Origin of the sequence: Dactylosporangium sp. NPDC005555, assembly GCF_040605635.1 — a bacterium.
Classification (GTDB): domain Bacteria; phylum Actinomycetota; class Actinomycetes; order Mycobacteriales; family Micromonosporaceae; genus Dactylosporangium.
The window spans coordinates 5,994-19,123 of record NZ_JBEXDG010000029.1; the positions used below are offsets into that span (position 1 = coordinate 5,994).

Below are 13,130 nucleotides of genomic sequence, written 5' to 3' on the forward strand. Positions count from 1 at the left end.
GTCTCGGGCTGCTCATCATGTGACAGCATCGGCTCAGGCCGACGCCGGAGCGCAGCGGAGGTGGCGGTGTGAGCGGCCAGCGTAGCGTCTCGGGCTGCTCATCATGTGACAGCATCGGCTCAGGCCGACGCCGGAGCGCAGCGGAGGTGGCGGTGTGAGCGGCCAGCGTAGCGTCTCGGGCCGCTCATCATGGGTGGGGTTGTGGCTCGGGCCGACGCCTGGAGCGCAGCGGAAGGTGGCGGCGTGAGCACCGCCGGACTGAAGAACCCCGGCGGCGCCGTCCGCGGCGTCGGCGCGTCCGCGCTCGTCGTGTTCGGGGTGGTCCTGCTGCTCGCGCTGCTGCCCCTCGCCAAACTCGGCCAGTCAGACGCGGCGATCTGGCTCTGCGCCGGGCTCGCCGTGGTCAGCTTCGCCCTCTGCGGGCTGCTGAAACACGCGTGGGCGTGGCCGGCGGCGCTGGTCGTGCCGGTCGGGCTGCTCGCCGGCGGGGTGCTGCACTGGTCGCTGCTCGCGCTCGGCGTCGTCTTCGGCCTCACGTGGGGTTACGTGTTGTACGTGCGACGAACCGTCTACGCGAACAAGCCCGGCCCGTCGTGAGACGAGCCGTCTACGCAACAAACCCGGCCCGTCGTGAGACGGGCCGTCTGCGCGAACAAACCCGGACCGTCGTGAACAGGGCCTGACCGGTGCGGGCGAGCCGGCTGCTGTCCACACTCCTGCTGCTGCAGACCCGCGGCCGGCTCACCGCGCAGCAGATCGCCGACGAGCTCGAGGTGTCCGTCCGCACCGTCTACCGCGACATCGAGGCCCTCTCCGCCTCAGGGGTCCCCGTGTACGCCGACCGTGGCCCCACCGGCGGTTACCAGCTCGTCGACGGGTACCGCACGACGCTCACCGGCCTCACCACCGACGAGGCGGCCGCCCTGTTCCTCGCCGGCAGCGGCGCCACCGCCGGGCACCTCGGGCTCGGGCCGACCCTCGACGCGGCGCAGCTGAAGCTCCTCGCCGCGATGCCCCTCGAGCAACGCACGCAGGCCGCCCGCATCCAGGAGCGTGTCCACGTCGACGCGCCCGGATGGTTCCGCGACCCGGAGGCCCCGCCGCATCTCGACACCGTCGCCGGCGCCGTGTGGGACCAGCGCCGGTTGCAGTTGCTGTACCGCAAATGGGACGGCACCCAGGTCGAGCGCACCATCGACCCGCTCGGCCTGGTCCTCAAGGGCACCGCCTGGTATGTCGTCGCCCGTGGCCGGGAACGCGTCAACGCCTACCGGATCTCCCGCATCGACACCGCCGCCGTCCTCGACGAGCGCTTCGACCGGCCCGAGGGCTTCGACCTGCGCGACTACTGGACCGAGTGGTCCGATCGTCTGCGGCGCACGCTGTACCGCGGCGGCGACGCCACCGTCCTCGTCGGCCCCAGAGCGGCGAGCATGTGGTGGATGCTCGGCCCCGTCGCCGAGCGGGCGCTGCGCGACACCGCCGGCCCGCCCGACGCCGACGGCTGGGTCCGGGTCGTCCTGCCGATCGAGTCGCTCGAACACGCCCGCGTCGACCTGGGCCGCTTCGGCCCGGACGTCGAGGTGCTCGCCCCGGCGGAACTGCGCGACCTGATGCGCCGCTCCGCCGAGGAGACCCTCCGCCGCTACCCGCTCTAGCTAGCGCCGCAGCTCCCACTTGGTCAGGGCGATGGCGTGGCCGTCCGGGTCGCGGAACGTCGCCGAGCACAGCTCCAGCTGCTCGCCCTGCGGGACGACCCGCGGCCGGTGGACGAAGTCGACGCCCTGCTCGCGGAGGCGTTCGTACGCCTCGTACACGTCGGGGACCTCGAGGTTGAGGTGCACGACCCGGCGGTCGACCGGCGGCATGTCGGCGACCCGGCGCAGGACGACCCTGGCGTCGCCGGTCGCGAGGACCGCCGCCGAGTCGCCGCTGTCGAGCTCGGTGAGGCCGAGGGTGTCACGGTAGAAGCGCCGGGACCGCTCCAGGTCCGACACGATCAGCGTGATGCTCACGCCGTTGACGCCGTCGAGCGGCAGCGACTGCTGGCGCTGCTCGGTCGCCAGGAACTGCCCGACCGCCCCCTCGGACGGCGGCTGCTCCTCCAGCTGGTCCTCGGGCGACTCGCCGACATAGTGCTCGGTGGCATACGGATTCGGGGCGGCGGGCTCCTCGTCCTCGTCGGCTGCGGTGGTGACGGCATCGGCGTCGGTGCCGGCGGTGGCGGCGTTCGGCTTCGGCCAGGCGGGCGGCGCACCGAACGTCCCGTTGGACGCGGCGTGCCGCGAGCGCCCGTTGCCCGACCACGCCGACGTCGTGCGCCCACCGGCGGCGTCCCCCGACCCCCACGGCCGGACCGTGGCGGTGCCGTTGCCGGCCGCCGCCGCCTCGTTGGCGGACCGCAACGGCGGCACCACAGCGCTGTCCGCCTCCGCGGTGTCCTGACCGTCCGCCGCGACCTGAGCGGGGGCCGGGCCGGCTTCGCTGACGGGTGCGGGGTCGGCGTCGGCGATTCCGTCGGGCTCCGGGCGTCTGGCCGGCGGCTGCTCGGTCTCGCGGTCGGGCCACCAGGTGATCCCCGAGGGCAGGGCGGCGGTGCCGGACGGTTCCCCATCGGGACGGTCGGCACCGCCCTCGACGGCCGTCTCGAGCTCAGGCCCCGACGGTGCTTCGGCCTTGGTCAGCATCACGGTCGCCGGAGGGTGGTCGACCGGCTCCGGGTCAGGAAGGTCCGAGGCGGGCAGGTCCGGCGGCGGGGAGAGCTGCGATCCGGCTTCAGGGATCGTGTACGTCGCCTCCGCCGCCGGGTCCGCGTGCGTCACGATCGCCGTCTCCGCCGCGGCCGGTGCGGTCGCCGCGGCGGATCCCGTCTCGACGACCGGTCCTGTCGCCCCGGCCGTTTCCGTCGGCACGGCCGGTTTCTTCGGCACGGCCGGTTCCGTCACCGCGGCCGGGGTTTCCTCCGGGGCGGGGGCGGCGGGCGAATCGGTGGTCCGGGCGGGGGTGCGGTCGTGGGTGCCGGGGCGGGGGCGCGGGCTCGGCCGGCGGCGGCCGGTGCCGCCACGGACCGGGGTGGACGGCAGGCGGACCACCATCGGAGTGTCCTCGGTGACGACACCCGCGTGCGCCGCCCTGACGTCGGCGGCGGGCCCGGCGAGCGCCGTCCCACCGGCGGCACCCGTCGCGGTCATCGCGTGTCCGCCGGCCACCGCACGGTCGCCGGTCAAAGCGTGCCCGCCCGGCGCCGCGTGCCCGCCCGGCGCCGCGTGCCCGCCCGGCGCCGTGGACGTGCCCAGCGTCGTCGACGCGCCTGGCGTCGTGGACGTACCCGGCGTCGACGTTCCGGTCGCCGAGGGCGTGCCGGGGTCGGCGAAGACGGCGGGCGCAGGGCCGGAGTCCGTGCCGGCGGCGAGACCCGGGGCGGGCGAGGTCGGGCGTGGGGCGGGCCTGGTCTGGCCGGGGTGGTCGCCGCCGGACAGCCGGACCGGCTCGATGACCGGCGCCGAGATCGGGGGAAGGTCGGTGAGCGTGGGCCGGTCGTCCGGCGGCAGGTCCTCGCCCGGCCGTTCGTACGGCGAACCGCCGCCGAGACCACCACTGCGACCGCCACCGAGACCGCCGCTGCCCGGGCCGGCGCCGGTCGCCGCGCCTGCGCGCCGGGCGCGGGCACGCTCGTAGTCGTCGGTGGGCGAGTCGATGACGTCGAGCTCGTCGCCGTCCAAGGAGTAGCGCGGGGCACCGCCGGCCGGGCGGCGCTCCGACGCCTGGGCGTCCTGGTGCGACTGGACCTTGTCCCACACGACGGCGAGCTTGCGCGGGTTGCCCTTGAGGACCTGGACGGGCAGGGTCGCGCCGGCGTCGGGCCACTTGTCGAGCGGGATCGCCGGGTCGACGGTGGAGACTGTGACGCCGTTGACGCCGGTCGCTCTCACGACGAGCTTGAGGCGCCCGCGCGCGGTCCGGCCGTCGGTCGTCGGGCGGGGCGAGATATCGGCGACCCTCGCTGTGCCGTAGACGTATTGGCGCACCTTGTTGCGCGAGTTCAGGACAAGGATCAGCACCGGACCGGCCGCGGCCAGGATGATGCCCAACGCGACCACCAAGGCGTTGGTCATACCCAATCCGCAGAATGCCAGGAAACTGCCGACCACGATGAGCAGCGCGATCACGAGTTTCCTGCTGCCGGTGTCCTGTGCACGATTGCTGGACGGCAAGTCGACCTCCCCAGACGACTGACATCAGGCTATGCCTGATCATCGCCGGAAAGGAAGTCTTCGGCACCCGGGCGGGTCGGGGGCGGTGACGCTGGGTAGGCTCGGGGCGGTACCGGACCGATCTTGGAGGCACGTCGTGGCCGAGCGCTCGCTCGTTTTGATCAAGCCTGACGCGGTGCGTCGTGGACTCGTCGGCGAGATCGTCGGCCGCCTGGAGCGCAAGGGCCTCGCGATCGACGCGATGCGGCTGCGCACCATGGATCGGGCCCTCGCCGACCAGCACTACGCGGAGCACGTCGAGCGCGACTTCTACCCGCCGCTGCGCGACTTCATGACCAGCGGCGACCTGGTCGCGCTGGTCGTCTCCGGCGACGAGGCGATCGCCGTCATCCGCACGCTCATCGGCTCGACCGATGGCCGCAAGGCGGCGCCGGGCAGCATCCGGGGCGATTTCTCGCTGTCCAACCGGGAGAATCTCGTGCACGCGTCCGACTCCGTCGACAGTGCGAAGCGTGAGATCGCGCTGTGGTTCCCGGAGCTCGCGGAATAGAAATCACCCTGAACGGGCGAGGAGGGCGGGTGCTGGGACACCCGCCCTCCTCACTGTGTTGGGGAGGAAAGCGCTAGGGCAGCGTCGCCAGGTGCGGCTTGACCGTCTTGGCGAAGTTGTTGCCGTTGGTGACGTCCCAGTTGATCGACCAGGTCATCGCGCCGCGGATACCGGGGTAGGTGTGCGGCGGCTTGAACGTGCCGCAGCTCGACCCGGTCGCCAGGCAGGACAGTGCCTGGTTGACCAGCGCGGGAGCGACGACGCCGCCACCGGCCGCGCCGGGACCGGCGGGCAGGCCCAGGGCGACCTGGTCGGGCCGCAGCCCGTTCTCCAGCTGGATGCAGGCCAGGGCGGTCATGAAGTTGACGGTGCCCTGCGAGTACGCCGCCATCTGGTCGCACCCGAGCATGCTGCCCGAGTTGTAGAACTGGGTGTAGACGACCGTCAGGATGTCCTTGATGGACAGTGCCAGGGCGAAGTAGCTGCCGCCGGTGGACTGCATGTCGATCGTCTGCGGCGCCATCGTGATGATGAGGTTGGCGCCGGCCTTGGCCCGCAGCGAGCGCAGCGCCTGCGCCATGTAGGTCGGGTTGAGCCCGTTCTCCAGGTCGATGTCGATGCCGTCGAAGCCGTACTGCTGCATCAGCGACCAGGCGCTGTTGGCGAAGTTGGTCGCGGCGGTCGCGTCACCGACGCTGACCCGGCCGGCCTCGCCGCCGACGGACAGGATGACCTTCTTGCCGCGGGCGTGCAGGGTGGCGATGTCGGACTTGAACTCCGCGTCGGTGTAGCCGCCGAGCGCCGAGGCGAGCTGCGGGTCGACCGCGAAGGTCAGCTGGCCCGGCTGCGAGCCGGTCTCGGCGAACGCGACGTCGATCAGGTCGTACTCGCTGGGCACGTCACGCAGCTTCAGCTTCGCGGCGCTGTTGACGAAGTCCTGCCAGTAGCCGGTCAGGAAGTGCTTCGGCAGCGGGCTCGGCGGGGTCGAGGTGGACGGCGACGGTGAGGTCGACGGCGACTTCGAGGGCGACACGGACGGCGACGGTGACGTCGAGCGCGACGGCGACGCCGAGGGCGTGGTCGGCTCGAGCGTCGTCGGCGGGGTGCCGCCGGGGCCGTTCAGGGAGAAGTCGTCCGCCGAGTACGCGGGCTGCCCGTACCAGCCGTGGACGTAGACGACCGCGGACCGCTGCGACGCGCCCGTGGTGAAGGTGACGGACAGCTGCTGGTAGCCGCTGGTGCCGGGGGTCCAGGTGCTGGCGTCGACGCCGCCGGTGGCGCCGATGAAGACGTAGGAGCCGTTGACCCAGCCGGAGAAGGTGTACTTCGTGTTCGGCTGGACCGACACCGTCTGCTGGCACCGGGCGGTGGCGCCGCCGGGGGTACCGGTGAGCTTGTAGCTGCCGGTCCGGGCGCCGCCGGAGGTGACGGCCGCGGACGGCTCGCAGCTCCAGCTGTTGGCGTTGCCGGTCTCGAAGCCCGGGTTGGTGAGCAGCTCGGCGGCGGAGGCGGGCATCGCGATGACGACCCCGGCGAGGGTCAGCGCGGCCGCTCCGGTGCCCGCGGGCAGGGCGATAGTGCGTGGACGCATCGTGGCTCCAGGTGGGGGTGACGTCGATGGGCGTCGACGTTTGGTGTCACCAAACTCCAGCGCGGATTTAATGTCAAGGTTTCTTTACTATTCTTTATGGGAGCCGCGGAAAGCCGGATGCGTGGCGCGGTACTCTGGACGCACAGGCATCGACCCGGCCATCACCGGCGAGCCTCCGGAAGAAAGGACCGTCAGGTCCGAGTAGAACCGGACGGGCACCGGCACGTGACAGCCGGCCGACGAGCGGCCACCGCCCAGGTGGCAAGCGGGGTGGTACCGCGGATCTGCGAAGGTTCGTCCCCGCGTGAAGTGCAGGAAACTGACATCACGCGAGGAGTTGCGACCACCGATGGCCTATCCGATGCACAACGCGGGCGGCGGCGTGCCCGCCAGCCCGGACCTGCCCGCGGTCGAGCGGGGCGTCCTGGACTACTGGGCCGCCGACAAGACCTTCGAGGCGTCCGTCGACCAGCGCGACGCCGGCGTCGACGGCAGAGGCGAGTTCGTCTTCTACGACGGCCCGCCGTTCGCCAACGGCCTGCCGCACTACGGCCACCTGCTGACCGGCTACGTGAAGGACGTCGTCCCCCGGTACAAGTCGATGCGCGGCTTCCGGGTCGAGCGGCGCTTCGGGTGGGACTGCCACGGGCTGCCCGCCGAGGTCGAGGCGGAGAAGCAGCTCGGCATCACCAGCAAGGCGGAGATCCTCCAGCTCGGCGTCGACAAGTTCAACGCGGCCACCAAGGAGTCGGTGCTGCGGTACACCGCCGAATGGGAGCGGTACGTCACGCGGCAGGCGCGCTGGGTCGACTTCACCAACGACTACAAGACGCTCGACCTGGACTACATGGAAAGCGTCATGTGGGCCTTCAAGACCCTGCACAGCAACGGCCTGGTCTACGAGGGGTTCCGGGTCCTCGCGTACTGCTGGCGCTGCGAGACGCCGCTGTCCAACACCGAACTGCGGATGGACGACGACGTCTACCGCGACCGGCAGGACCCGGCGCTGACCGTGGCCTTCCAGCTGGAGACCGGGGAGAAGATCCTCGCCTGGACGACCACGCCGTGGACGCTGCCCTCGAACCTGGCCCTGGCCGTGGGCCCGGACATCGACTACGCCGTCTTCGAGGAAGAGGGTGTCCGTTATGTCCTCGCGGAATCCAGGGTGGCCGCCTACGAGAAGGAGCTCGGCAACGCTGTCAAAGTAGACACGGTCAAGGGCGCCACGCTCGTGGGGCGCAGGTACACGCCGCTGTTCGACTTCCTCGCCGACACCCCCAACGCGTTCCAGGTCATCGGCGCGGACTTCGTCACCACCGAGGACGGCACGGGCGTCGTGCACATGGCGCCCGCCTTCGGCGAGGACGACCAGACCGCCTGCGCGTCCGTCGGCATCCCCACCGTCGTCACCGTCGACGAGCACACCCGCTTCACCTCGATCGTCCCCACCTATCAGGGGCTGCAGGTCTTCGAGGCCAACAAGCCGGTCATCCGCGACCTCAAGGCCGCCGGCGTCGTCGTGCGCCACGACTCCTACACGCACTCCTACCCGCACTGCTGGCGGTGCGACACGCCGCTGGTCTACAAGGCGGTCTCGTCGTGGTTCGTGGCGGTGTCCACGTTCCGCGACCGGATGGTGGAGCTCAACCAGCAGATCACCTGGACGCCGGAGCACATCAAGGAGGGCTCGTTCGGCAAGTGGCTGGCCAACGCCCGCGACTGGTCGATCAGCCGGAACCGGTTCTGGGGCTCGCCGATCCCCGTGTGGAAGTCCGACGACCCGCAGCACCCGCGCGTCGACGTGTACGGATCGCTCGACGACCTCGAACGCGACTTCGGCGTGCGCCCCGGCGACCTGCACCGGCCCGAGATCGACAACCTGACCCGGCCCAACCCGGACGACCCGACCGGGCAGTCCGTCATGCGCCGGGTCCCCGAGGTCCTGGACTGCTGGTTCGAGTCCGGGTCGATGCCCTTCGCCCAGGTGCACTACCCGTTCGAGAACCGCGACTGGTTCGAGCACCACTACCCGGGCGACTTCATCGTCGAGTACATCGGCCAGACCCGCGGCTGGTTCTACACCATGCACGTGCTGGCCACCGCGCTCTTCGACCGGCCTGCGTTCACCAACTGCGTCAGCCACGGCATCCTGCTCGGCGAGGACGGCCGCAAGATGTCCAAGAGCCTGCGCAACTACCCGGACGTCTACCGGGTGTTCGACGAGTACGGATCCGACGCGATGCGCTGGTTCCTGGTGTCGTCGCCGGTACTGCGCGGCGGCGACATGCCCGTCACCGAGGTGGGCATCCGCGACGCCGTCCGGCAGGTGCTGCTACCGCTGTGGAACGTCTGGTACTTCTTCGGCCTGTACGCCAACGCCGCCGGGTACACCGCCCGGCGCAGCACCGGCAGCACGCACCTGCTCGACCGGTACGTGCTGGCCAAGACCGGCGAGCTGGTCGCGACCGTGCAGCAGCAGCTGGACGCCTACGACCTGTCCGGCGCCTGCGGGACCGTCCGGTCGTACCTCGACGCGCTGACCAACTGGTACGTGCGCCGCTCCCGCGACCGCTTCTGGTCCGGCGACCAGGACGCGTTCGACACGCTGTTCACGGTGCTGACGACGCTCACGCAGGTCGTCGCGCCGCTCGCGCCGCTGACCGCGGAGGAGATCTACCGCGGCCTCACCGGTGAGCGGTCGGTGCACCTGACCGACTGGCCGTCGGCGGAGGACTTCCCGGCCGATCACGCCCTGGTCGCGGACATGGACGCGGTCCGGGACGTGTGCTCGGCGGCGCTGTCGCTGCGCAAGGCCCGCGGGCTGCGGGTACGGCTGCCGCTGCGGACCCTGACGGTGGCGTCCCCGCGGGCGGAGGCGCTGCGACCCTTCGCCGCGCTCGTCGCCGACGAGGTCAACGTCAAGGAGGTCGTCTTCACCGGCGACGTCGCCGCGCACTGCACGCCGGTGCTGACGCTGGTGCCGCGGGCGCTCGGCCCCCGTCTCGGCAAGGACGTCCAGCAGGTGATCAAGGCGGTCAAGGCCGGCGACTGGCGGCAGGACGGCGACGACGTCGTGGCCGGCGGCGTGGCCCTGCTCGAGGGCGAGTACGACCTCAAGCTCGTCGCGGCGGACCCGGCCCAGTCGGCGCCGCTGCCCGGCGGCGAGGGCGTGGTCGTGCTCGACAGCACGGTCACCCCGGAGCTGGCGGCCGAGGGTCTGGCCCGGGACCTGGTGCGGGTCGTGCAGCAGGCACGCCGCGACGCGGACCTCAACGTCTCGGACCGCATCACGGTCGTCGTCGCCGGCGAGCTGGCCGAGGTCCTCGCCGTGCACGGCGCGTTCGTCGCGGGGGAGACCCTCGCGGACGCGGTGGAGCTGGGCGAGGTCGAGGCCGGCTTCGCCGGGGAGGTCGGCGAGGGCCAGGCGGTCGCCGTCAAGGTCACGAAGGTCTGAGCGCGCGCCGGTCGAACTCGCCCTCGGGCATCACGACCACCATCGTGAGCACCGCCTCCACGTCCGCCGCGTTGCGGTAGGCGTGGGGGCGGTCGCCCCGGAAGTCGATCGTCTCGCCGGGCCCGACGGTGTACTCGACGCCGTCGACCGTCACCGCCAGGGTGCCCTCACGGAGGTGGATCAGCTCGCGCGTGCCGACCGAGTGGTCGGCGGAGTCGTGCGACTCGCCCGGCGGCATCCGCCACTCCCAGACCTCGACGAACGCGGGGTCGTTGACGCCGCGCAGCAGCCGCCCGGTCCCGCCCGCGCCGCCGCGCCACAGCACCGGCGGCTCGTCCGCGCCGACGATCCTCACGACGGGCTCCGGCTCCGACTCCAGGAGTCGGCCGATGCTCACCCCGAACGACTCCGCGATCCGGCACAGCGTGCCGATGCTCGGGTTGGTCTTCGCGCCCTCGATCTGCACGAGCATGCCCTTGCTGACTCCGGACCGGCTCGCCAGCTCGTCGAGGGACCAGCGCCGGCCCTGCCGCAGGACCTTCACATGCCTGGCGATCGCCGCCTGGGCGACCTGGGCCACATCCTCGGTCAAAATATTTTCCTCCGCAGTCAATATTGTGATACGACTGGGGCCATGTTCGCCATCGCCGATGAAGTGCTCGACCTGTGCCGGTCCGTGGGCCATGAGGCTACCGTCCTGGCCGTCCCCGCGGCCGCGGTGACGGCATGATCGGGCTGCTGCTCGCCGCGGTGTCCGGCCTGGTCTGGGGCGTCGGCGACTTCGCGGGCGGCAAGGCCAGCCAGCGCGTCGACTCGAAGACCGTCGTCGTGGTGTCGAAGGCCGCCAGCATCCCGCTGCTGCTGCTCTTCCTCGTGCTCCTGCCCACCGCCCCGCACGCCGGTGCCCTGGGGTGGGGCGCCGCCGCAGGCGCGCTCGGCATGGTCGGGATGATGGTGTTCTACCGGGCGATGGCCGGCGGCGCCATGACGATCGTCGCGCCGGTCAGCGCCGTCACCTCCGCGCTGCTGCCGCTCGTCGCCGGGCTGATCTCCGGGGAGCGGCCCGGCGGGCTCGCCCTGACCGGCGCCGCCTGCGCGATCATCGCCATCGGCCTGGTCAGCCTGGCGCCCGGAACCGCCGGCGGCCCCAAGATCTCCGCCGGGCTGCTCGGCATGGCGCTCGGCGCCGGCGTCGCGTTCGGGCTGTTCTTCATCTGTCTGTCCGCAGCCGGCGACGCGGCCGGTGGTGACGCCGGCATGTGGCCGGTCCTCGGCGCGCAGGTCACCGCCGTCGCCCTCGGCGCACCGCTGCTGCTGCGCCGCGCCGAGCGGGGGCGGATCGTTCCGGGCGGGACGCCGCTGCGCTGGCTGCTCGCCGCCGGCACGCTCGACATGAGCGCCAACGCCCTCTACATCCTGGCCGTCCAGCGTGGGGACCTGAGCATCATCGCGCCGGTCGCCTCGCTGTACCCGGTGAGCACCGTCCTGCTCGCGATGCTCGTCGACCGCGAGCGCCTCCGCCCGGTCCAGCTCGCCGGCCTGGGCCTGGCCGCGACCGCGCTGGTCCTGGTCGCTTCCTAGGATCGCGTTGAGTGGGTGGTGTTGCCCACGCTCGGCTGACCTGACGGGCCGCGCCGTCTACAGTGGGCGGCATCGTCTGTTGAGCCTGGTGGAGGGCATTTGTCCGCGCTGTACGCGGTCGGCAAGTTCGCGATCTCTCCAGTGTCCCGGCTGCTCTGGCGGCCCAAGATCAGCGGACTGGACAACGTGCCGGCCACCGGCCCGGCGATCCTCGCCAGCAACCACCAGTCGGTCATCGACTCGGTGCTGATGGGCGCGCTCATGCCGCGCAACGTCTACTTCCTGGCCAAGGACGAGTACTTCGTCGGCCCCGGCGTCCGGGGCGCCGTCATGCGCAACGTCATGTTCGGGCTGAACCAGATCCCCGTCGACCGCTCCGGCGGCCGGGCCAGCCTCATGGCCCTCGACGCCGCGCTGCCGGTCCTGCGCGACGGGCACGTCCTGGGCATCTTCCCCGAGGGCACCCGCTCGCCCGACGGCCGGCTGTATCGTGGCCGTCCCGGTGTGGCGAAGCTCGCCCTCGACGCGCCCGCCCCGATCATCCCGATCGGCATCCTCAACACCGAGAAGATCCAGCCGATCGGCGCCTCCGTGCCGCGCCTCGGCCCGACGGTCGAGGTCCGCGTCGGCGAGCCCCTCGACCTCAGCCAGTGGCAGGGCGGCGAGGTCGACAGCCGCGGCATGCGCGAGCTCACCCTCAAGCTGATGAATGCGATCCAGCAGCTCACCGGCCAGGAGTATGTCACCCGGTACGCGCCGAAGCGCCCCGACCAGATCGCCGCCGCCGAGAAGGACTGAGGTCAGCCGCGGCGGACGATCGAGCCGCGGATGTTGTGGGTGAGGGTGCCGGCCTGCTCCACGGATCTGCCGGGGAAGACGGCCAGGGCGATCACGCCGTGGTCCGCCCAGCCGCAGACCGTCGCGGAGCGGCCGTCGTAACGGGCCGCCGCGCAGCGCTGCTCGCCGCCGAAGGGGCCCGGGTCGATGTCGCGCACCGTGCCGACCTGCAGCGCCGCGGGCAGCTTGCGGATGCTCGCCTCCAGGTCGCGGCCGGGGTCGGTGATGAAGCGGGTGGCGCCCGCGACCAGGACCCGCAGCGACTTGTTCGAGGCATCGGTGTAGGTCACGGTGAAGCCGGACTCGTCGAGGTGGTCCGACGTGAGCGCCTTCTGGATGTCGGCGGCCGCCTTTTTCGCGTTGGCGTCGCCGGTACGGGTGAGGCCCGGCACCGTGGCATCCACCTGGACGGATGCCGGGTACTGCACCCAGTACGGACGGGCCCAGGCATAGGACCCGCCGCAGCAGCCGGCGCACAGGGCCAGCAGCAGCAGCATGACCCACGGCCAGCGGCGTTTGCGTCGCCGGTACTGCGGCGGCGGTTGCGGGGCGTAGCCGGACGGCAGCGGGCGGTACCCGGGCGGCGGACGGTATCCGGGCGGCGGCGGACCGTACTGGGGGACCGGCACGTACCGGATCTCCGGCGGCGGGGGCGTGGGGTCCGGCGGCAGCGGCACGGTGCGCGGCGCCGCGGGCAGGTCGAGCGTGTCCTCCCACTGCCTGCGCCGGCGTGACCCGCCCGGCGGCACCGACGCCGAACCCACCCACGTCGGGGTGGCTGGCTGGCGTTCGGTGGGCGACTCGTCCGGGAGTGTCACACCTCGAAGGCTAGCGACCCCGTGCACGGGCCGCTGTTCAGCGACGGCAGGTTTGGTGGACACCCGCCGCGGATACCGTTGCGGT

At 72.0% G+C, this 13,130-nt stretch carries 10 protein-coding genes; 6 read left to right on the top strand and 4 right to left on the bottom strand.

Annotated elements, in window-relative coordinates; translation table 11 throughout:
- The first annotated feature begins 243 nt into the window (after positions 1–243).
- Both ABZS58_RS28975 and ABZS58_RS28980 read left to right on the top strand, forming a co-directional pair.
- Positions 244–597, top strand: coding sequence for a DUF4233 domain-containing protein (locus ABZS58_RS28975; protein ID WP_354786380.1), 354 nt, complete (start codon positions 244–246; stop codon positions 595–597).
- An 89-nt stretch (positions 598–686) separates the two neighbouring features.
- A complete protein-coding gene (locus ABZS58_RS28980; RefSeq protein WP_354786381.1) occupies positions 687–1,658 on the top strand; it encodes a YafY family protein in 972 nt (323 codons plus the stop codon).
- Here ABZS58_RS28980 and ABZS58_RS28985 read toward each other — a convergent pair whose 3' ends face one another.
- Positions 1,659–4,115, bottom strand: coding sequence for a VOC family protein (locus ABZS58_RS28985; protein ID WP_354786382.1), 2,457 nt, complete (start codon positions 4,113–4,115; stop codon positions 1,659–1,661).
- 235 nt (positions 4,116–4,350) lie between these two features.
- Between ABZS58_RS28985 and ndk the strand changes: the two genes are divergently transcribed.
- Complete coding sequence (gene ndk, locus ABZS58_RS28990) at positions 4,351–4,764, top strand: nucleoside-diphosphate kinase (RefSeq protein WP_354786383.1); 414 nt, start codon at positions 4,351–4,353, stop codon at positions 4,762–4,764.
- A gap of 73 nt (positions 4,765–4,837) precedes the next feature.
- Here the strand turns inward: ndk and ABZS58_RS28995 are convergent, their stop codons facing one another.
- Complete coding sequence (locus ABZS58_RS28995) at positions 4,838–6,355, bottom strand: glycosyl hydrolase family 18 protein (protein ID WP_354786384.1); 1,518 nt, start codon at positions 6,353–6,355, stop codon at positions 4,838–4,840.
- Between the two features lie 349 nt (positions 6,356–6,704).
- Here ABZS58_RS28995 and ileS point away from each other — a divergent pair, with 349 nt between their 5' ends.
- Positions 6,705–9,809, top strand: coding sequence for an isoleucine--tRNA ligase (ileS, locus tag ABZS58_RS29000; protein ID WP_354786385.1), 3,105 nt, complete (start codon positions 6,705–6,707; stop codon positions 9,807–9,809).
- Here the strand turns inward: ileS and ABZS58_RS29005 are convergent.
- Complete coding sequence (locus tag ABZS58_RS29005) at positions 9,796–10,401, bottom strand: XRE family transcriptional regulator (protein WP_354786386.1); 606 nt, start codon at positions 10,399–10,401, stop codon at positions 9,796–9,798. The two genes, ileS and ABZS58_RS29005, sit on opposite strands and share 14 nt — an antisense overlap.
- Positions 10,402–10,535: 134 nt before the next feature.
- Between ABZS58_RS29005 and ABZS58_RS29010 the strand changes: the two genes are divergently transcribed.
- Both ABZS58_RS29010 and ABZS58_RS29015 read left to right on the top strand, forming a co-directional pair.
- Positions 10,536–11,390: a DMT family transporter gene (locus tag ABZS58_RS29010; RefSeq protein ID WP_354786387.1), complete on the top strand. Its 855-nt coding sequence runs from the start codon at positions 10,536–10,538 to the stop codon at positions 11,388–11,390.
- Between the two features lie 99 nt (positions 11,391–11,489).
- On the top strand, positions 11,490–12,188 hold the full coding sequence (locus ABZS58_RS29015; RefSeq protein WP_354786388.1) for a lysophospholipid acyltransferase family protein: 699 nt from the start codon (positions 11,490–11,492) through the stop codon (positions 12,186–12,188).
- Positions 12,189–12,190: 2 nt separating this feature from the next.
- Here the strand turns inward: ABZS58_RS29015 and ABZS58_RS29020 are convergent, their stop codons facing one another.
- Entirely contained in the window at positions 12,191–13,045 is an 855-nt protein-coding gene (locus ABZS58_RS29020; protein ID WP_354786389.1) for a hypothetical protein, read from the bottom strand.
- Positions 13,046–13,130: the final 85 nt, after the last annotated feature.

Coding starts and splice junctions, on each gene's coding strand:
- ileS (WP_354786385.1), top strand. CDS start 6,705: ATGGCCTATCCGATGCACAACGCGGGCGGCGGCGTGCCCGCCAGCCCG.
- ABZS58_RS29010 (WP_354786387.1), top strand. CDS start 10,536: ATGATCGGGCTGCTGCTCGCCGCGGTGTCCGGCCTGGTCTGGGGCGTC.
- ABZS58_RS28985 (WP_354786382.1), bottom strand. CDS start 4,115: ATGACCAACGCCTTGGTGGTCGCGTTGGGCATCATCCTGGCCGCGGCC.
- ABZS58_RS28995 (WP_354786384.1), bottom strand. CDS start 6,355: ATGCGTCCACGCACTATCGCCCTGCCCGCGGGCACCGGAGCGGCCGCG.